The sequence below is a fragment of the Acinetobacter sp. NRRL B-65365 genome (assembly GCF_001605865.1).
In the GTDB taxonomy this organism is placed as follows: domain Bacteria; phylum Pseudomonadota; class Gammaproteobacteria; order Pseudomonadales; family Moraxellaceae; genus Acinetobacter; species Acinetobacter vivianii.
Genome location: NZ_LRPD01000054.1, coordinates 1 through 21098, shown reverse-complemented (window position 1 = coordinate 21098; position 21098 = coordinate 1). Strand labels below are relative to the sequence as shown.

Annotated in this window: 17 protein-coding genes and 1 pseudogene; 7 read left to right on the top strand and 11 right to left on the bottom strand. The window is 40.2% G+C overall.

The window, feature by feature from the left end; all coding sequences use genetic code 11:
* Nucleotides 1-9: 9 nt before the first annotated feature.
* Complete coding sequence (gene pyrG / locus AWW72_RS16340; protein WP_004772379.1) at nucleotides 10-1641, bottom strand: CTP synthase; 1632 nt, start codon at nucleotides 1639-1641, stop codon at nucleotides 10-12.
* 369 nt (nucleotides 1642-2010) lie between these two features.
* On the opposite strand from pyrG, the gene AWW72_RS16335 reads away from it, so the two are divergent.
* Nucleotides 2011-2517, top strand: a complete 507-nt coding sequence (locus AWW72_RS16335; protein ID WP_004772380.1) for a hypothetical protein — start codon at nucleotides 2011-2013, stop codon at nucleotides 2515-2517.
* A 73-nt stretch (nucleotides 2518-2590) separates the two neighbouring features.
* Here AWW72_RS16335 and AWW72_RS16330 read toward each other — a convergent pair whose 3' ends face one another.
* The 4 genes from AWW72_RS16330 to AWW72_RS16315 all read right to left on the bottom strand — a co-directional run bounded on the left by AWW72_RS16330 (nucleotide 2591) and on the right by AWW72_RS16315 (nucleotide 6950).
* A complete protein-coding gene (locus AWW72_RS16330; protein ID WP_062848030.1) occupies nucleotides 2591-3676 on the bottom strand; it encodes a YheT family hydrolase in 1086 nt (361 codons plus the stop codon).
* A 14-nt stretch (nucleotides 3677-3690) separates the two neighbouring features.
* Nucleotides 3691-4410 (bottom strand): SGNH/GDSL hydrolase family protein, encoded by a 720-nt coding sequence (locus tag AWW72_RS16325; RefSeq protein ID WP_062848029.1) that lies wholly within the window; start codon nucleotides 4408-4410, stop codon nucleotides 3691-3693.
* 39 nt (nucleotides 4411-4449) lie between these two features.
* Nucleotides 4450-4857 (bottom strand): nuclear transport factor 2 family protein, encoded by a 408-nt coding sequence (locus tag AWW72_RS16320; protein WP_062848028.1) that lies wholly within the window; start codon nucleotides 4855-4857, stop codon nucleotides 4450-4452.
* Nucleotides 4858-4925: 68 nt separating this feature from the next.
* On the bottom strand, nucleotides 4926-6950 hold the full coding sequence (locus tag AWW72_RS16315) for an NADPH-dependent 2,4-dienoyl-CoA reductase (RefSeq protein WP_062848027.1): 2025 nt from the start codon (nucleotides 6948-6950) through the stop codon (nucleotides 4926-4928).
* 125 nt (nucleotides 6951-7075) lie between these two features.
* On the opposite strand from AWW72_RS16315, the gene AWW72_RS16310 reads away from it, so the two are divergent.
* Complete coding sequence (locus AWW72_RS16310; protein WP_004772388.1) at nucleotides 7076-7636, top strand: PadR family transcriptional regulator; 561 nt, start codon at nucleotides 7076-7078, stop codon at nucleotides 7634-7636.
* The gene (locus AWW72_RS16305; RefSeq protein ID WP_062848026.1) at nucleotides 7636-8556 is read left to right on the top strand and encodes an alpha/beta fold hydrolase; all 921 of its coding nucleotides are present in this window, start codon (nucleotides 7636-7638) and stop codon (nucleotides 8554-8556) included. The genes AWW72_RS16310 and AWW72_RS16305 overlap by 1 nt, the downstream gene beginning before the upstream one ends.
* Before the next feature lie 45 nt (nucleotides 8557-8601).
* Here the strand turns inward: AWW72_RS16305 and AWW72_RS16300 are convergent, their stop codons facing one another.
* On the bottom strand, nucleotides 8602-9645 hold the full coding sequence (locus AWW72_RS16300) for a 3-deoxy-7-phosphoheptulonate synthase (protein WP_062848025.1): 1044 nt from the start codon (nucleotides 9643-9645) through the stop codon (nucleotides 8602-8604).
* 619 nt (nucleotides 9646-10264) lie between these two features.
* Between AWW72_RS16300 and AWW72_RS16295 the strand changes: the two genes are divergently transcribed.
* Nucleotides 10265-11836 (top strand): ATP-binding cassette domain-containing protein, encoded by a 1572-nt coding sequence (locus AWW72_RS16295; protein ID WP_062848024.1) that lies wholly within the window; start codon nucleotides 10265-10267, stop codon nucleotides 11834-11836.
* A 54-nt stretch (nucleotides 11837-11890) separates the two neighbouring features.
* Here the strand turns inward: AWW72_RS16295 and AWW72_RS16290 are convergent, their stop codons facing one another.
* From AWW72_RS16290 to argC, 5 genes are all read right to left on the bottom strand, one after another.
* Nucleotides 11891-12253, bottom strand: a complete 363-nt coding sequence (locus tag AWW72_RS16290) for a YnfA family protein (protein WP_005257818.1) — start codon at nucleotides 12251-12253, stop codon at nucleotides 11891-11893.
* Nucleotides 12253-14538 carry an ATP-dependent Clp protease ATP-binding subunit ClpA gene (gene clpA, locus AWW72_RS16285; RefSeq protein WP_004772396.1) on the bottom strand — a complete coding sequence of 762 codons (2286 nt, stop codon included), beginning with the start codon at nucleotides 14536-14538 and terminating at the stop codon, nucleotides 12253-12255. Before clpA ends, AWW72_RS16290 begins: the two co-directional genes overlap by 1 nt.
* Before the next feature lie 596 nt (nucleotides 14539-15134).
* Entirely contained in the window at nucleotides 15135-15548 is a 414-nt protein-coding gene (gene clpS, locus AWW72_RS16280; RefSeq protein WP_165569270.1) for an ATP-dependent Clp protease adapter ClpS, read from the bottom strand.
* Between the two features lie 22 nt (nucleotides 15549-15570).
* Nucleotides 15571-16320 carry a DUF6776 family protein gene (locus AWW72_RS16275; protein ID WP_004772399.1) on the bottom strand — a complete coding sequence of 250 codons (750 nt, stop codon included), beginning with the start codon at nucleotides 16318-16320 and terminating at the stop codon, nucleotides 15571-15573.
* Nucleotides 16321-16401: 81 nt separating this feature from the next.
* Nucleotides 16402-17451, bottom strand: a complete 1050-nt coding sequence (gene argC / locus AWW72_RS16270; protein ID WP_005257819.1) for an N-acetyl-gamma-glutamyl-phosphate reductase — start codon at nucleotides 17449-17451, stop codon at nucleotides 16402-16404.
* A gap of 296 nt (nucleotides 17452-17747) precedes the next feature.
* On the opposite strand from argC, the gene AWW72_RS16265 reads away from it, so the two are divergent.
* From AWW72_RS16265 to AWW72_RS19360, 3 genes and pseudogenes are all read left to right on the top strand, one after another.
* The gene (locus AWW72_RS16265) at nucleotides 17748-19259 is read left to right on the top strand and encodes a hypothetical protein (protein ID WP_062848023.1); all 1512 of its coding nucleotides are present in this window, start codon (nucleotides 17748-17750) and stop codon (nucleotides 19257-19259) included.
* A 145-nt stretch (nucleotides 19260-19404) separates the two neighbouring features.
* Nucleotides 19405-20889 (top strand): alkaline phosphatase, encoded by a 1485-nt coding sequence (phoA, locus tag AWW72_RS16260; protein WP_062848022.1) that lies wholly within the window; start codon nucleotides 19405-19407, stop codon nucleotides 20887-20889.
* A 125-nt stretch (nucleotides 20890-21014) separates the two neighbouring features.
* Nucleotides 21015-21098, top strand: a pseudogene (locus AWW72_RS19360) (CDP-alcohol phosphatidyltransferase family protein); the annotation flags it as partial.

Here is a 21098-nt window from a genome sequence, read left to right as displayed (position 1 = left end):
ACTCAATACTTACTTTTGGTGCTGATTTTTAGCAGCCCCGATAAAACTAGCAAATAATGGGTGTCCATCGCGTGGTGAACTTGTAAATTCTGGGTGGAATTGTACAGCAATAAACCAAGGATGTTCAGGAATTTCTACAGTTTCAACTAAATGTTGTACTGATGAATAGCCTGAAATTTTCATACCAGCTTCTTCAAGTGCTGGAATAAAACGATCGTTCATTTCGTAACGATGACGGTGACGTTCAGTAATTTCCGCTTTGCCATATACTTCACGTGTTTTAGTGCCTTCAACCAATTCAGATTTTTGTGCACCTAAACGCATCGTACCGCCCAAGTCAGACTCTAGGCTACGTTGCTGTAATTCACCACGTTCATCCAACCATTCAGTAATTAAACCAATGAGTGGATATTTAGTTGAACGGTTAAATTCAGTTGAACTTGCTTCTGGCATCGCTGCAACGTTACGTGCATATTCAATCACAGCCAATTGCATACCTAAACAAATACCAAGGAATGGAATCTTGTTTTCACGTGCGTATTGAATGGCTTTCATTTTGCCTTCAGTACCGCGCTCACCAAAACCACCTGGTACCAAGATCGCATCAGCCGTACTTAAAATGCTAATGTCTTGCTGTTCAAGCTCTTCAGCATTGACATAGTCAATCTGAACTTTAACGCGGTTCTGGATCCCTGCATGTAAAAGTGCTTCATTCACAGATTTATAAGCGTCTGGAAGTTCTACATATTTACCCACCATCGCAACACGTACTGTGTATTCAGGATTCAATAATGCTTCAACAACATTGTCCCAATCTTCAAGATTTGCTTCTGGAAGATCGTTGAAACCAAAACGTTCGCAGATCAGGTCATCAACATTCTGTTCGTAGAAAGTACGTGGAATTTGATAAATCGTTTTCGCATCTTTACATACCACAACGGCACGCGCTTCAACGTTCGTAAACAATGCAATTTTACGTTTAGTATCAACATCGACATCGTATTCAGTACGGCAGATCAAGATATCTGGCTGAATACCGATTGAAAGAAGCTCTTTCACAGAATGCTGAGTTGGCTTGGTTTTCAATTCTGCAGCAGATTTGATGTATGGTAATAAGGTCAAATGCATCAGCATTGTGCGTTTATGACCCAACTCAACCATAAGCTGACGTACTGACTCCATAAATGGAAGTGATTCGATATCACCAACAGTACCACCAATCTCAACGATCGCAACGTCGTAACCTTCACCTGCGCGAAGTACGCGTTCTTTAATGTTATCTGTAATATGTGGAATAACTTGAACAGTACCACCTAGGTAATCACCACGACGTTCTTTGTTCAAAACGTCCTGATATACACGACCGCTGGTAAAGTTATTCAGTTTGGTCATTTTCGCACGACGTAAGAAACGTTCGTAATATCCCAAATCTAAGTCAGTTTCAGCACCATCCTCTGTGACGAAAACTTCACCATGCTGAAATGGACTCATGGTACCTGGATCGACATTAATGTATGGATCCATTTTTACCATAGTGACTTTTAAGCCACGAGCTTCCAAAAGTGCAGCAACAGAAGCAGCAGAAATACCTTTACCTAGTGATGAAACCACACCACCAGTGACAAAAATAAAATGGGTCATTGAGTTTCTCGTACAATCGAGCCGAAATCGGCCTACAATGTTGGGCAATTTTACTGTACTCTGCCCCTATAAAGCAAAGTCAAACCGCATCAATTCAAAGAACTATAAACAACTGGTTATTCTATCAGCATTTTCGATAAAAATTTACGGGATTTGATGATTTTTCATACTTAAATTACGTTTAAGCGCTCAAATTCATCCTCAAACTTCTTAAAAATCGGTTTTAAACCGTAATAAATGAGCCATAAAAGTGATGAGGATTTGCAAGCAATTATAAAATATAAACAAACTCAACAAAGCATAGGGATTTCTTCACATACTTTTACTGTTATAATTCGTGCTGTCCTTATTTAATATGTTGTTTTAGCAATGGCAAATAAAAAACTTTTAATTTGTGCAGCACTGGCGACTGGTCTTTTATTAACTGCTTGTGTGAAAAAAGAAGAACCTAAAAACGAAGAGCAGCAAGAACAGTCAACGACTGAAACTCAAACTCAGCCACAACCTGAGCCTGAAAAAATTCAGGAGTTTGAATCGTTAGAAAGTGTTGATAAGCAAGAAGCTCCAGCGCCTGCTGTTGAAACAACGCGCGAAGAAACTGCAAATACGACCACTGAAATTCGTCGTGAAATCCATCCTGCGCAGACTGAAACGCCTGCTGCAACTGAGACTCCACGTACTGAACAACCAAAACCAGCAAAAACAGAACAGCCTAAAGCTGAGCAACCTGTAAAAGCTGAACCTAAACCAGCTAAAGTAGAGCAGCCAAAAGCTGAACAAACTGCAAAAGCGCCAAAATCATCTACACCAGCTCAAAGTGAAGATGATGCTGTTGCTGCCGCAATTGCTGCTGCTACACCTGCATTAAACAACTAATGTTTTAATTGCTTGCTGAAAAAAGCCATGAGCCGCGTTTGTTGCAGTTCATGGCTTTTTTATTTCCACATTATTAATAATTCTTAAAAAAATCAGACATCAAACGTGAAGCCCAAGATTTCACACTTAACGTTTCATAGAAGCCACAATGGCTACCCTTCTTCGTCGTGACCACAGCAATATTTTCCATATGCTGAATTGCATCTTTATATGGTTCGAGATTCTTGATTGAACAGACAGGATCATCTTCTGCATTCAAAATCATCAATGGAATTTTGACATTTTCAAATACATAGATCGGGTTGATTGCCTGACAATAACTTTGATAATCCTGAAATCCAGCCATTTCAAAGTATTCTTTTTCAAATTCTTCCAAGCTGGTGGTTGTCAGCACCTTTTCTACAGAAGCAAGTTGCCCCCATGTGGTCTGATACGGATAGATAAAGTGCTTAAAAAGCTTCTTCGTCATCATCTTACTATAAAAAGGATGTACATTTTTAAAGCCAATTTCAGTGTTATAACCTGGACACATTGCAAAGGCAGCTTTGAAAGGTGTGTCTGCACCTTGCTCACCTAGATAGCGCACTAACAAACCTGTCCCCGCAGAAGAACCGACAGCGTATAAGTCTGAGTCTGGAAATAAGCTTTGAATATGTGCCAATTGCTCTTTTAGATCACTGGTCGAACCAAACAATGAAATACGTGGTACAGGCATTGGTAAACCTGCATGACCACGGCGTAAACACAGTGCGATTCTCCACCCTGTATATTCATGCAGGTCTTTAACCAGCTCCCGCATACTTTCAGGTGTTCCTGTAATGGTATGCATAATCACAACAGTCGGCGTCTCTGGCGGTAAGTCATATCCGTACCATGCGATTGCCGTTACACCACCATCCTGCATCTGTAATTGTTCGATTCGATCATATTCAAGCTTGATCATTTTCTTTCGAATCACATCAAAATACAGCAAATGTAGATGAGTATTACTTAGCCACGGCGTTGGACGATATTTTTGCTTTAATTGTGGTAATTTTTCCAGCACATCCTTAATCTTCCCTTGCGGGTCATAATACATTTTCGGTTGTTCAGCACCGAGTACCGTATCAAAGAGTTCTGAACCTAACACTTTTATTTTGTCTAAAGCAGATATACCCATATCCAATACCGCCTCTAACGATGAGTAAATGTTTGCCGCACTAACGTAGCGACCTGTTTTCCCCAAATTGCATAAATTTCTTTGCCAGGATGAAAACCATCACTGGCCATTGGCAGATTCATCGCCTGAAAAGTTTCTACATCATATTGAATGAAATGAAATTGCGGCTGCGGCGCCAGCCATTGTTGTAATACTTGATTCATTTGTGCTGCATATTTTCCAAACAGCCAAGCCAATGGATTCGGCAAAGCTGGAAAATGCTGCATTGGCGGTACACCAGACACAATAATCAACTTGGGTTGAAACTGTTGTTGTATATAGCTAAAAAGTTGTTGTTGCTGTTTCAACCAAGACTTTGCCGAAGTCAGCTTAGTGACATCATTGACACCGATTGAGGTGACGATTACATCATAACATTGCTGATCTAACTGTTGTACTGTTTGGTAAATTTGCTGAGTGGTATCGCCTGTTTTTGCCTGTAATTTCCACTGCAAGCGATATTCATTCTGTAATTCGGAAATGATCACTCCAGATAAAGCGTCTTGTTGAGTTTCAACACCCACGCCAGCCGCTGCTGAATCACCTAAGATCAATAAGGACAGCGGTTGTCCCTCACCAGTCGTACCCTCACGCTCTCCACCGGCTTCTAAAAGACGTGGTGTATTTTTACGAACTTTCGTACCCTGAATGAGTATTATAGGCAATAAAGCCAAAGTTGAAAATTTTAACCACATTTTAAATCTCTGAATATTACTTAGGCTATTTTTGGTGCTTTAGTTGGGTTGATACTTGGCAAATCTTGCGCCCATCTTCTCTGCCAATGCTGCCAAACCACTCATCGGACGGATCATCACTTCAAAATCAATGATTTTTCCCTGATCATTAAAACGAATCATATCAATGCCTTTTAATGACTTACCACTCACATTGGCACTAAATTCCAGCACCACATTTTCACCATCTTCGGTATAAAATTCACGGTGATAAGTAAAGTTCTCAAACACCTGAATCACATTGGTCAAAATAAAAAAGACCACATGCTTTCCTTCATAAGGCTTGTAAGCAACTGGCGAGCGAAACACAACATCTTCCGCAAGCAAGTCATTTAAGCGAAATAAATCGCCAGCTTGAATCATTTCATGCCAGATCGCTAAGGTTTGTTTTGTTGTTTCAAGTGTCATTGTTATTTTTCCTTCATATCTCAAAGTGAATGAGCACTTCCTCTCATGAGAAAATGCTCATTTCTACCTTATAAAACGGCTGCTAATTCAGCACCTTGACGAATTGCACGTTTTGCATCCAGCTCACCTGCTTCTTTTGCACCACCAATCAGATGAACATTTTTACCATCTGCTTTAAGTTGGTCGAACATCGCAGTATAAGATTCCTGACCAGCACAAATCACCACATTATCCACTTCAAGCACACGACTTTGACCATCCACCGTAATATGTAGACCTTGGTCGTCAACCTTGTCGTAACTTGCTCCCGCAATCATTTTCACATCACGATGTTTTAAGCCAGTACGGTGAATCCAGCCCGTAGTTTTACCTAAACCTGCACCAACAGATGCTGTTTTACGTTGTAGTAAGTAAATTTCACGTTCTGACTTTTCTAACTCAGCTGGTTTTAAGCCCCCTACATGCTCGTAAGTCGTATCAATTCCCCACTCTGCATAGAACTTTTCAGGATTTAAGCTGCCACTGTCACCTTCATGGGTTAAGTATTCTGCGGTATCAAAACCAATACCGCCAGCACCAATAATGGCAACACGCTTACCTACAGGTACACGTTCTTTTAATACCTGAATATAGCTCAACACTTTTGGATGATCGATGCCTTCAAATTGCAATTGACGTGGAGTCACGCCCGTCGCAACCACGATATCATCATAATTTGCTTGGCTTAGCTCTTCATAAGTGGCTGTATGATTCAGTACTAACTCAATATTCGGCTGTAATTCAATTTGGCGTTTAAAGTAACGTAAGGTCTCGTAGAACTCTTCTTTACCCGGAATAGTTTTGGCGATATTGAATTGACCACCAATCTGGTTGCTGGCATCAAAGACTTTCACTTTATGACCACGACTTGCAGCATAAACAGCAAAGCTTAAACCTGCTGGGCCTGCTCCAATCACGGCAATATTTTTGACTGCACTGGTTTCTTTGAAAATCAGTTCAGTTTCATAACAAGCACGTGGGTTGACTAAACATGTCGCAATCTTCATTGAGAAAATATGATCTAAACAAGCTTGGTTACAACCAATACAGGTATTAATCTCATCACTACGGCCTTCGCTGGCTTTCAATACAAACTCTGGATCTGCCAACATTGGACGTGCCATAGAAACCATATCTGCATGGCCAGAAGCTAAAACGTGTTCCGCCATTTCAGGGGTATTGATACGGTTTGAAGTAATTAAAGGAACTGAAACTTCACCTTTGAGCTTTTCAGTCACCCATGTAAATGCTGCACGCGGTACTTTAGTTGCAATCGTTGGAATACGCGCTTCATGCCAGCCGATACCAGTATTGATAATGGTTGCGCCCGCTTTTTCGATTTCTTTTGCAAGTTGAATCACTTCTTCCTGCGTTGAACCGCCTTCAACCAGATCCAGCATCGACAAGCGATAAATGATAATGAAATTCTCACCCACTAATGCACGGGTACGCTTTACGATTTCAATCGGGAAACGAATACGGTTTTCATAGCTACCGCCCCATTCATCATCACGATGGTTGGTACGAGCGGCAATAAATTCATTAATCAGATAACCTTCTGACCCCATGATTTCGACGCCATCATAACCTGCATATTGTGCAAGCTTGGCACAGTTGGCAAAGTCATCAATGGTTTGCTGCACTTCAGCTGAAGTAAGCGCTTTGGGTTTAATTGGGTTAATCGGCGCCTGAATCGCAGATGGTGCAACAATCTCAGGCTGATAAGAATAGCGACCTGTATGTAAAATCTGCATTGCAATTTTACCGCCCGCCTCATGTACAGCTTGAGTAATCACTTTATGTTTATCTGCTTCAGCAATGCTATCGAGCTTAGAAGCATGGGCAAAAGTCAGGCCAGCATCGTTTGGCGAGATCCCACCTGTAACAATTAATCCAACATCACCTTTGGCGCGTTCTGCATAGAATGCAGCCATACGCTCATAACCTTGAGGTGCTTCTTCTAAGCCAACATGCATAGACCCCATAAGCACACGGTTTTTTAAAGTGGTAAAGCCTAAGTCAAGTGGCTTTAATAAATGTGGATAAGCTGACATGTTTTCTCCTTTGGCTCGCATTCTGCTGGCTAATGCAACTTGTTGCATAAAGTTATAAACAAGATTTGATTTTTATGCAACATATTGCATAATTCTGATGAGTCATTTTTTTATTATGGAACATCATGTCACTCGCCCATGTTTTATTGACCAGCCTATTAGAGAAGCCGAGCACAGGTTTTGAATTGGCTCGTCGCTTTGACCGTTCAATGGGCTTCTTTTGGAATGCGACTCATCAGCAAATCTATCGTGAACTCAATGGGATGCTGAAAAAAGGATGGATTTCGACATTAGAAGAACAAGCTGCAAATAGCCGAAAAAAAACCTACCAAGTTGAGCAACTGGGTAGAATACAACTGGCTGCATGGATTGAACAACAAAGCGAACCTGCACAATTACGTGATGATCTTATGGTTAGGTTAAGGGCTGAGGCTCAACTGGGAGGCAATACCATTTTGCCTGAGTTGGAACGCCACTTATCCATCCATAAGGAAAAATTAAGCCTTTATCAAGCCATTCATGATAAAGATTTTAAAAATAGCCAACCCACCAACCGTGTGCTGTTCATCCATAAAATGATTCTTGAACTTGGTATCATTACAGAAAGTGAATGGATAAAATGGTTGGAACAAATGATTCCTCAACTGCGAAAGTTTGAGGAAGCAAACGATATTGGAGAACAATAATGCCATTTTATACCATGCCTGATCAGGAAAAATTATTTGTGCGACGCGTTGGCGAAGGTGAACCTGTGCTGGTGTTGTCAGGTCTGGGCATGCAAAGCTGGCAATGGCTTCCTTTCTTATTTTCCAATCGCAAACAATATGAATTTATCATTCCAGACTGGCGCGGTTTTGGGGGTTCAAAGCATTGTGCGATCCCCAATATGGATGCAATTTCTAGCCACTGGAATGATGTCAATAGTCTGATCCAGCAACTAAAACTCGATCAGTTTATCCTGATGGGCTATTCCATGGGTGCAACCACAGCCATGCATGGGATGAAACATGGCAATCTGGCTGAAAAACTCAAAGCCTATTTACATATTGATCAAACGCCGAAGATCTCTGTCGATGACTCTTGGCAATATGGCTTATTCGGGCAGAAGCATCCTCAATTTAAACAGCTCTTGCTTGAGATTCAAACCTTATTACACCAATACAAACATGCACAGAAGCTTGAAGATTTACCCGATGATGTTCGCTATAACCTAGTGAGCTTATGGGGTGCGTTTATCGAGCTGCAAGGCAGTAATAACTATAGTCCCAAGATTTTCAAACTGGCACTGAATCGTCCTTTCTTACAAAAGTATCTATTGCCGATTCAACGACTGGATTACTTGCTTTGGTATGTAGAAAACTATCTCAATCATGATGAAGATTATCGCGAAGCGATTAGCCAGCTCAATTGCCCAACGACGTTCTTTATTGGTCGTGAATCTACCCTGTACCCTGAAATGGGACAAACCTTAATTGCAGAAAGTCTGGCAAATGCCACAGCTGTTTATTTTGAACGTTCTGGCCATACACCACTGATTACTGAACCGAGAAAATTTAGTCAGGAAATAGGTCACTTTCTTGCAGCTCAATCTATTCAAGCAGCCTGATTTTAAGCCAATAAAAAAGCCAGTCTTCAACTGGCTTTTTTAACTTTATTTCTTATGTCGCATTTGTTCAGCAACATCGAGCAAAACCTGTGCCGTTTTATCCCAACCTAAACAGCCATCTGTGACTGATTGACCATAAGTCATATCACAAGAGATTTTTTGATTGCCATCTACTAAATGACTCTCAATCATCACACCGCGCACTTTCGATTCTGCACGCTCTGCAATGATTTGCTGCAACACTTGCGGTTGTTTTAATGGATCTTTAGCGCTATTGCCATGACTACAGTCAATCACAAGTGCAGGTAAATGCTTATGTTTGAAATGCATAGATTGAATCGAGGCCAAATCATAATTGGTACCATGATTTGAGCCACGTAAAATCAAGTGTGGCAATGGATTACCTGCACTATGCAGGATCGCAGGCAAACCTTGTTGAGTCATCCCGAGGAATTGATGCCCGTTCATGGCAGACTGGATTGCATCTAACGCAATCTGAATCGAGCCATCAGTCCCATTTTTGAAGCCGATGCTGTACGGCATGTGGCTGGCAATTTCACGGTGAATTTGTGATTCACTGGTACGTGCACCAATTGCACCCCAAGCCAGCAAATCATCAAAATAACCCGTTGCCATTGGACTTAAAATTTCACTGGCAATCGGTAAGCCCTTTTCAACCAGTTGTAAGTAAAGCGAACGAGACTTTTCTAAGCCCAGTTGTAAATCTGATGATCCATCTAAATTTGGATCGTATAAAAAACCTTTCCAGCCCACTGTGGTACGTGGTTTCTCAATATATGCACGCATGACAAGGAAAATCTGATCTTTGACTTGTTCTTGGAGTTGTTGCAGACGATCAGCATATTCGAGTACTGCGATAGGATCATGGATCGAGCAAGGCCCTGTAATCACCATTAAACGATGATCTTGTCCTGATAAAATATTTTGAATCGTTTGACGATGTTTTGAAATTTGCTGCGCCAGATTTGCAGACAAGGGATACTGCGCTTTGAGTTGTGATGGCAAGCTAAGCATTGATTCTTTTGTGTGTGTTTGTGGTTGTGTCAAAGCAGTATTTAAAGCATTCATTTTCAATTCCTTTGGACTGACCTTCTTCGCAGTCCTTTTCATTTATTTGAGCAAGTGTGATCTAAGTGATGTTGATTTTTTTGCAAAGTAAAACCAAGTAATCTTGCTAAAATATGAATAATTGAATGTATACATGGTATTTCTCCTAAAATGATGATTGTTAAAGCATAAAAAAACCTGATCGGTGTTGCCGATCAGGTATTAACTGGTTGGGCAACCCTTTTTGCTGCCCGAAACGCATCAGGCAACGATTAATATTGCCAAAAATAAAAGTATGCGTTTGTGTTTACAGTATGCTTTAACATGTTTATTTCAAATATCTAAAAAACTGTGTCTAAGTATTAAATTACGCACTATTTCAGCATTTGACAAGCATTTTTTGTGTTTTTTTAATCATAACTTAAAAATCCTGAAATTTGACCTTTGCCCGCTTAGCTCATAGAATAGATGAAAAATACATCAACCCGAGATTACGCCAATGAAGTAAGTCCTATTTTTATCATCAAAATCCATTTTTCTTTTTTGATGTGCAAAATAGACTTATCTATCGTTTAGCGATTGTCATTCTAAAATTTATCTCTATCTCGCTATTTTGCATATCCTGTTTATGAGGTTTCTTATGACTCAACAGGCATGTATCGTTTCAAATCTATCGCTTGAATTGGCACAGCACAAACTCTTCGATCAACTCTCATTCCAACTGCCCTTAAATCAGTTTTGCGGATTGATTGGACGTAATGGTCAGGGTAAATCACTATTGATGTCTCTACTTCAGAGAGAATCGACTGAACTCGCTTATTCAGGCCAAATTTCATGGCAATGCCCACATCAGCATCTTGCGCAACTCCAACGTGTACAAGCCAATACCATTGCTCAAGCTTTAGATATTGAAGATTTATATCAATGCTTTGAACGGATTCAGCAAGGTAGTGCCTCATTTAGCGATTATGATCGGGTTGAACATCTCTGGCATCTACCAACCGAATGGCAACAATTGTTAGAAAGTGCAGGATTACCTACAGCACTCGATACCCCTACTCAACATTTGAGTGAAGGCCAAAAAACCAAGCTTGCCCTTTGTCGCTTATTCTTATTGAAAGATCATTATCTGCTTTTGGATGAACCTAGCAATCATCTGGATACTCAAGGACGACAATGGTTAATAGAGCAAATGGCGCAACATCCTACGGGTGGTTTAATGATCAGTCATGATCGACAATTACTTTCTCATGTACAAGGTATTTTTGCCTTAAACCAGCTTGGTCTACATTACTACGGTGGCAATTACGCGCTCTATCAGCAACAACATCAGTTGCAAGTTGAAGCATTATCACATGCGGTGCAACAAGAGAAACGCGAGTTAAAACAGCTTAAAGAGCAACAACATCAAAGTCAGATGAAAGCGCAAAAGCGGAAAAAAACAGGAGAAAAGTTAAGAGCATCAGGTTCTCAAGCCCCGATCTTGCTGGATGCCAAGAAAGAACAATCTGAGCAATCTCTTTCGCACTTACGAAAACAGCAGAGCAAACAACTTACAGATGCAAAAGATGAGTTACAGCAAAAACAAACGCAACTGGAGCATCTCAAATCACAGTCTTTTGAATTTACTCAAACGAGCGGTAAATCAGGTGAAATCTTACGCTGTCAGCAATTACAACTGACTTATGCAAAAACACAGCCAATTGATCTAGCCCTATCCGCTGGTGAAAAATTGCATTTAATTGGCGCAAACGGTACGGGTAAATCCACTTTACTCAAAACCCTTCAAGGCTTAATCCCGCCACTTGCAGGAGAGATTTATTGCAAAGTAAGTGCTGTCTATCTGGATCAGAATCTTTCATTACTCAATGAAAATCTATCTGCTGTTGAATATCTATGTGGTATAGATTCAAATCTAAACGAGCAACAGGCACGCACCCTATTAGGCAACCTCCAAATCCGCAGAGATAAGGCGTTGAGTCCTTTAACAAAATTGAGCGGTGGAGAACGTTTGAAAGTAGCATTATTGGGTTTAAAACAACAAGCCGTTGAGTTGTTGCTTCTTGATGAACCAGAAAACCATCTCGATATTGAATCTCGTGAGTTACTCGCCCAAGCGATCAACTCTTTTAATGGCGCTGTGATACTGGTGTCGCACGATGAAAGCTTTGTTGAAGAATGCGGGATCCATGAAAGCTATGTACTCAGTTAATTTTAGAGGACTTAATCTCAGCATGGTGACAATCTGCACCATGCTGATGTTTATTTAACGAACCAAACCTTGCGGCTGTAAAATAATCAGGCAGGCACCACAAACGACAACGATTCCGCCCAGAATATCCCACCGTGTCAGCATGACTTGATCAACATAGCGCAACCACATCAAAGCCGTAAAAATATAAATTCCACCATAGGCCGCATAAATACGACCGGAAGCGGCTGGATGTAAGGTGAGTAGCCAGACAAATACAGCCAGACTTAAGGCTGTAGGAATCCATAACCAATGTGATTTTCCTTGATTCAAAATCAAATAAGGAAAATAACAACCTAAGATTTCAGCAATTGCTGTAACGAAAAATAACCCAAATACTTTAAGTACTTGGGTTATTGAGAAAGAAAGTTCAAACATTAAGCAGGTTCAGCACTCGGGTTAATATGATCTTCAAATACTTCCAGTTTTAAACCGACTTCTTTGCCATTTTCTGTTTTCACAGAAACCGCAACGTTACCGCCATGCTCAGCAAGCTCACCGAATAGAATCATCTCAGCAAGTGGCTTTTTCAGATGTTCCTGAATCAGACGTTGCATTGGACGAGCACCCATCAAACGGTCATAACCATTGGTTGATAACCAGTCACGAGCACTTTGATCGACATCAAGTACCACTTGTTTCTCATCCAGTTGCGCTTGCAACTCGGTTAAGAATTTATCTACCACTGAATCAATAATCGTAGTTGGAAGTGCTTTAAATTGAATCACGCCATCTAAACGGTTACGGAATTCAGGAGAGAATGCACGTTTCATTGCATCCTGATTGTCTGAACTATGATCTTGTTCAGTAAAGCCAATGCTAGCACGGACAATACTTTCAGCACCAATGTTGGTGGTTAAAACAATAATCACATTTCTGAAATCAGATTTTCGACCGTTGTTATCGGTCAATGCACCGTGATCCATGATTTGCAACAGCAAGTTAAATACATCTGGATGTGCTTTTTCAATCTCATCGAGCAATAGTACACAATGCGGATTTTTATGAATCGCATCAGTCAGTAAACCACCCTGATCATAGCCAACATAACCTGGAGGTGCACCGATCAAACGAGAAACTGCATGACGTTCCATATATTCCGACATATCGAAACGAACCAGCTCTACACCCAGCAATTTCGCCAGCTGTTTTGTGACCTCAGTTTTACCGACACCTGTTGGGCCAGCAAATACAAAACTACCGACTGGTTTATCTGGTGCTTTTAAGCCTGCACGAGACAATTTGATTGCTGATGAAAGTGCCGTGATAGCTTCATCCTGTCCAAACACCACACGCTTAAGATCACGTTCCAGATTCTCAAGTACAGACTTATCATCTTTAGAAACCGTTTTCGGTGGAATACGGGCAATCTTGGAAACAATGTCCTCGATATTTTCAACAGAGATGGTTGTGCCATCTACTTCCGCTTTCAGACGGCGTTGCGCACCCGCTTCGTCAATCACATCAATGGCTTTATCTGGCAGAAAACGATCATTGATAAATTTCGCAGACAGCTCAACAGCCGCAACCAAAGCTTTATCATCATATTCCACATGATGGAAATCTTCGAACTTGTTTTTCAAGCCACGTAAAATTTCAATCGTTTCATTGATACTCGGTTCATTCACGTCAATTTTCTGGAAACGACGAGACAAAGCATGATCTTTTTCAAATACCTGACGATATTCTTGGAAAGTGGTTGAGCCAATGCAACGTAAGCTGCCATTTGCTAGCGCAGGCTTAATCAGATTCGAAGCATCCATGGTGCTGCCCATGCTCGAACCAGCGCCAATAATCATATGAATTTCATCAATGAATAAAATCGCATTTGGATTCTTTTTCAAAGCATTCAACAATTGTTTTAAACGCTTTTCAAAGTCACCACGATATTTGGTACCGGCAACCAAAGCACCAATGTCTAAGCTATAGACTTCAGCATTAGCAAGTGGTTTTGGTGCTTTACCGTTCACGATTAACCAAGCCAAACCTTCAGCAATTGAGGTTTTACCGACGCCCGGATCACCCACTAAAAGCGGGTTGTTTTTACGACGACGACATAAAATTTGTGCCGCACGCTCAATCTCTTTTTCACGCCCAATTAAAGGATCTGTTTTACCCTTTTGTGCTTCAACGTTTAAGTTAAGCGTATATTGCTCCAATGGGCCTGCATTAGCAGAAGCCGCATTTTCACCTTCAATATCTTCAACTTCTTCTTCAACCTGAATCTCATCTTTACGTGTGCCATGAGATAAGTATTGAGTCAAAGTCAAACGGTTAATTTGATGACGTTTAAGCAAATAAACTGCAAAAGAATCCCGTTCCGAATACATTGCGACGAGAACATCGGCACCTTCAACTGTACGGTCACCGCCGCTCGATTGAACATGGAAAATGGCACGTTGCAAAATTCGGTCAAAACTCTCTGTTGGATGAGGAGCCTGTTCACTATTATCACCAAGTTTCGGGGTATGTTGCTCTACATATTCCTCTAATTCTTTACGCAAAGTAACGATATCAGCGCCACAGGCTTTTAACGCATTTACGGCTGAATCATTATCCAGCAAGGCAAGCAACAAATGTTCAACTGTCAGAAACTCATGTCTCTTTTGACGAGCCATGCTAACAGCCAAACGTAACGATACTTCTAATTGACGACTGAGCATGTAACCCCCTTATATCTTGGGCTCTATCAAAAAAAGAGAATCTTTTAATGAAAAAGCGAATTATTAACTTGATCCGCTGAGCTTCTGTAAACGTGATTGAATATACATCTACAAGTCTCTTTGCTTCATATTCTACTGTTAGCATTAGTTGACTATCTTGGTCAAGTTTCAAAACAAAGTATTGTTGTAAAAATTCAATTACAAAATGGATAAAACCCACTTATTTGATTAAATATTCAGCAAACATGATGGTTTACTTAATAAATATCAGAATAATGTAGTTAAAGTGAATTTTTCAAATATTACTTTCGCCTATAAATATCAAGCCAATATAATTGGAATATTTTAAGAACGAAGCATTGATCTCAATATAATCATCAGGCGCTAAATTCCTGAGAAGCGTAGAGACTTCTCAAGAGTTTTGCTATGCGTTTTATAGAATGGGAATATAGTTTTAATGCTTTGACTTACAGCATATGAGCCATATATGGCACAAGGTATTACGCATGAGGAATTCTCATCTTAACGCCTGCACTCGTAACATATGAGCCATATCATGGCGCAAGGTCTTGCGCAGCTAAAAAGCGTTGCTTTTCTTAACGCTGCTCAGGTTCGATCTGGCATAACAACGGATGACCTTGTGCACGGGCATAGTTATTCACTTGATTGGCTTTGGTTTCAGCAATATCACGTGGATAAATACCCGCAGTACCCTTACCTTCATAATGAACGGTCAGCATCACTTGACTGGCCTGATCAAAGTCCATCCCAAAATAACTTTGTAAGACTTCAATCACAAAATCCATTGGGGTGTAATCATCATTCATTAAAACCACCGCATATAATGGCGGACGCTTTAATTCAGGTGGGGCTGTTTGCACAACCACTTCACCTTCATGATCTTCCTGCGAATCACTTAAACGTGGATTTAAGTGCCAATCGACATAACCTGATTGATGAAAAGAGTTTTTCACTTCACTTAAATTCATTTGACGCTTGTATCTTCGCATATCCAGTTCTTAATCTAAAAAATTATTGAGCATTCGCTTCGGCTTGAGGAATTTCTGACACAAAGGCAGAACTTACATCCACAGGCTTACCACGTTGCCAGCTAAAACGTTTAATAATCGGTGTACCTGATCCAGTTAAGCGCACTTCAATAAATTGCGGTGTAAAGCCTTTTGGCATTGTCCAACGGCCAGTTAAACGCTCAAAATCTTCAAAGTTGAAGTTTTTATCTTCTAAAGGTACAACTAAAACTTCAGTGTCTTTAATCAGACGTAATTCGACTGAACCTGAAGCACGGCGTTTATTCGGGCTGACCTGTACAAGATCAATCTGATATTCATACGCATTTTCAGGTAATGACTTAATTGCCATATTTTGAATCGTTAAACTTACACCACCACGTTGTCTCAGGATTTCACGATAAATCGCGTTCATTCCTTCAAACTGAGCTTTATCTGCATTGGCCTGATTTACAGATTTAAATAAGTCATCTGCATTGCCCACAGCCATATCACGCTCTTGCACAGCTGCATTTAAGTTTTTGCTCACAGCATCCAACGCAGTCTTCTGCTTCTGGACAACATCAACCAATTGTTCCGCATCAGCATCATAGCCAACAACGGTTAAACCCTGACGGTGTCCGACAGTATAACCAAGCATAAAACTGCTACCGATCAAAACGGTAGCACCAATAATTAAAGGTAAATTCGTTTTTAAAAACTTATTTTTCTCAACGGAACTGTCTGGTGAAGTAGTCGGTTCAACGTTTTCCATCATCATCTCTATCGTTATGATTTGCATCAAAGCACACATTAAAATCGAAATTTAAATGTGTGTGAAGTAAAAAAGCGTTTTTTATGGTAATAAACCGATGCCTTCTAAGCCAGCAGCCTCCTCAAAACCAAACATTAAGTTCATATTTTGAATGGCCTGACCTGCTGCACCTTTGACTAAATTATCCTGAGCCACCAAGATAATTAGCTTATTTGGCTGTGGGCGATAAAGTGCAATTCTGAGTTCATTCGCGCCACGAACGCTACGAGTTTCTGGTGAACTATTCGCAGGCATTACATCAACAAAGCGTTCATCTTTATAAAAATCTTCATAAAGTGCCTGTAAATCTGCTTGCTGACCCTGTTCTGTTAAATCAACATAAATCGTGCTCAACATGCCACGAATCATCGGAACCAGATGAGGTACAAAAATCAGTTGATCAAACTGACCTTTTTGGCCTGAAATATTTTCAAGTGCTTCCACAATTTCTGGATGATGACGATGCCCAGCAACGCCATAGGCTTTGAAATTATCTGCATTCTCACTATAAATCATGCCAAGACTAGCTTTACGGCCTGCACCAGAGACACCAGATTTCGCATCAACAATAATGCCTTGCGTATTGATTAGCTGAGTATCCGATTTCAACAAAGGTGCCAAGCCCAATTGTACTGTTGTTGGATAACAGCCAGGATTACCAATAACTTGAGCCTGTTTGATCTTTTCACGATTTAATTCAGTTAAACCATAAACAGAATCTTTCAAAATCATTGGACAGCTATGTTGCATGCCGTACCATTTTTCAAATTGCTCAAGATTCTGCAAACGGAAATCTGCCGCAAGATCAACCACTTTAGTACCAGCAGCGGTTAAAACTTCTGCATGCTGCATGGCAACACCATGTGGTGTCGCGAAAAACACCACATCACATTGTTTGAGTTGTTCTAAATCAAGGTCTGAAAACTCAAGTGTCGTGTGGCCACGTAAACTTGGGAACATATCAGCAACGCGCTTTCCTGCTTCTGTACGAGAAGTGAGAATACGAACTTGAACCTGTGAATGTCTAAGTAATAGACGTAATAGTTCAACCCCTGTGTATCCAGTTCCACCAACAATACCAACAGAAATCACGTGTGACACCTCTAGCTTTCATTTAGGCCTGTAGTATGGCAGTTTGCCCTCTTTTACACAATCTTCAAGTCTCTAACTTTTAAGAAAATAAATATCTGCTGGCTTGGAAATTTATGTTGTTATCTTCGGTCTATATTTTTATTGATCCAACAATTAAAGATAAATCAATTTGTTTTATCCGAAATGATTTCACCATTGGTCAAGAAACGCTATTGTTTCCGCTAAGGATTCGAATAGAATAAAAAAACATTGCGGTAATAATAAATTTCATGGATGCAAAATTTTGGAGAGCTGGAATGCCTTCTTTGAGACAAAAACAAAGATTAAATCACTATATTTGCGTAGGACTTGGTACCCTTCTATTAAGTTCAACATTAGTCGGTTGCGGAAGTGGTGAAAGCGAAGCATCAACTCCGACTGAAACTCCAACCACGCCGACACCTAGTCCAAAAACATTAAATGTTAAAGTGCCTGTTGAACTGCGTAATATCAGCATTAAGGTTTATGACAATACAGACAATACTTTAATTTTAGAGCAGACAGCCAATACAACCACTAATCTTGCACTGACCTTGCCTCAAAGCGTTAAAAATCGTATTTATAGAGTGGAATTAACAACCCTGCCGAGTGCGCTTATTTATAATCCCTTATCAGGTCAATACAATAATGTTTCAACTCAATTAAATACACTGATTGAAATTAATCTCAATTCGACCAATCAGACTGTTTTTATTAATCCGAATTCGGAAGCTGTTTATCAAAGAGCGCTTATTCGCTCTGGATATCTTCCAACTGATGCCAAAATTGATCCGACTGGAATTAGCAGTTTACATTTAAAACTGGCTTCAAATGATGTAAATACAGCCTTATTAAGTGCCTTTAATAGTATTGATCTACCCAATTTAAGTCCCGCCTATTCACTCAGCAGTTTTACAGCCCAAGATATCATTAATTTACCAGCGCTTTATACTACTGTCTTTTTTAGTTTTGGTTATATTCAGCAATGGGCCAACAGCTTTCCCACCGATTCTTTTACCGAGTTTACTAAAAATCTGGCAATTGATTTAAGAGATGGGCAACTTGATGGAAAAATACTACGGGGTGATAAGACAGCCTTAAAAACACTTGTTTCTAATGCACCAGAAAATATCGATCCAGCTCAAAATACACTATTAAAAATAGCCGCAAACCAGAAAATGGTTCGGGATGAATATGGCGCCTCTTTAAAAGAATCGACCTTACAACTGGCAAAGAACTACCAGCAGGATTCAATCAATCCATCAGGCTATAATTTATTAGAACAAAAAGTTTATAGCTTTGATCCTCAAATAGAATCTACTGATTCATTCCGTGTTTCAGGTGCAGGTGATTACCGTCGTGCGGTTGGCTTTGTAGATACAACTGCAACCTGCAATGGCTCTGCTTATCCATGTAAGCAAGGATTAACTGGAATTAATCTGGTTAATGTAAATTTACCTTCTATTGAATATCTGATTGGTCATTATGAAGATGGCAATGGCTGTCAACTCAATATTCGGGCAAATGGTATACTTGAACTGATTAAAGGCGCTCAAACTTATCGCTCAACACTTGATGCGGACAGTACCGACAACCTATTACAGGTCAATAAAACAACTCACGAATATCTTTTAAATAGTAGTTCATCGCAACCCACCAACGCCACCTTCCAATATAATTTTATTCAGATTCAAATCAAAGCCAATCAGGTAGTCAGTGCAAGTGCTGGGCTTGACAATCGTAAAGCTCCAGATCAACTACAAACGACACAATTACAATGTAGTTTTTAAAAACTTAAAATATTAATGAAGGCACTGGAATTTCGGTTTCAATGCCTTTTTAAAATAATATAAAGAAAATCAAAATATAATTTTAACCAAACCTTAACATTTAATTATTACTATCCATTTCAACTAATCTTTAGGTTGAAATTAAGTGAAACTTAAACCATTACTTTTACCTGCTCTTATTTCATTACTTGTTGGTTGCGGAAGCGACAATGATTCCTCTAATAATAACCAGCCAACCCCACAACCAAAACCACCAACAACTGAACCTCCTATCACCTCTCCTAACCCACAGCCTGGAGAATTATTAGAACCTGGTGCAAAAGGTGATATTCGTCAGTTCGGTGGCGCAACTCGCTTAAAACAAGAACGCACACAAGCATTAAAAGATTCTTTAAGTGATAAGACCGTTAAAAATATTATTCTCTTTATTGGCGATGGTACCAGTGATTCAGAGATTACCTCTGCGCGAAATTATGCAGAAGGCGCTGCGGGTTACTTTAAAGGTTTAGATGTACTCCCTTTTACAGGAAGCTATACAACCTATGCGCTAGATAAAAATGGTGCAATTGATTATGTAACAGACTCGGCAGCTTCAGCGACAGCATGGGCTTCTGGGGTTAAAACTTATAATAATGCACTTGGCGTAGACATTTATCAAAAACACCATGCAACTATCTTGGAACTTGCGAAAAAAGCTGGTTTTGCGACAGGTAATGTCACGACGACTGAACTGCAAGATGCAACTCCAGCTGCTTTGGTCTCTCATATCAGCGCACGTAAGTGTTATGGGCCAAATGAAACAACCAAACGCTGTCCAGAAAGCGCACTGGAAAATGGTGGATTAGGTTCGATCACAGAACAGCTTCTAACAACACGTGCTGACGTGACTTTAGGTGGCGGCAAGAAGACATTCTATGAAGTTGCAAAAGCAGGTCCTTTCAAAGACAAAACTTTGCTTGAGCGTGCGAAATTAGAAAATTATCGTATCGTTGAAGATCTGAACTCGTTAAAAGCCGTTGATAGCGCCAATCAAAACCAACCTTTACTCGGTTTATTTGCAAATGGCAACCTCCCTGTGATTTGGAGCGGTCCAGCAACACAATTAAATGGCCATAAGAAAGAGGCTGAAAGCTGTAGAGATAATCCTGAATTTACGGCATCTACACCACGCTTGGCACAAATGACTGATAAAGCAATTGAACTGCTTAAACCAAATCCTAAAGGTTTCTTCTTACAAGTTGAAAGTGGTTCAATTGATAAAAGAAATCACGCTGCTGATCCATGCGGTCAAATTGGTGAAACAGTACAACTCGATGAAGCGATTCAAGTTGCTTTAAAATTTGCAAAAGAACATGGTGATACCCTGATTATTGTTACAGGTGACCATGCGCATACCAGTCAAATCATTCCAGTAGATGGTGACAGCCCGGGTCAAACGGCAGCGCTTAAAACCAAAGATGGTGTCGCAATGGCAATCAACTACGGCACTGCACCTGAAGGTAAGAGCCAGCATCATACAGGTGCCCAAGTTCGTACAGCCGCTTATGGCCCGCGTGCAGCCAATGTATCAGGCTTACTCGATCAAACCGATTTATTCTTCATCATGCGCGATGCTTTAGGCATTAAATAAAATCGTTTTAAACATGACAGCAGTCTTTCGAGGCTGCTGTTATTTACATGAAATAGATAATTTTAAAATTCATTCATTTACTCGGATGCTATACTCAGAATAAATAATGTTATTCCACTTCTTGAATGTCTCTAAAATATCAAATTCCGACCTTACTTGTTTATTCCCGAGTCATTCTCGGTTTTCTTATCGTCGCAGTGACGTTATTC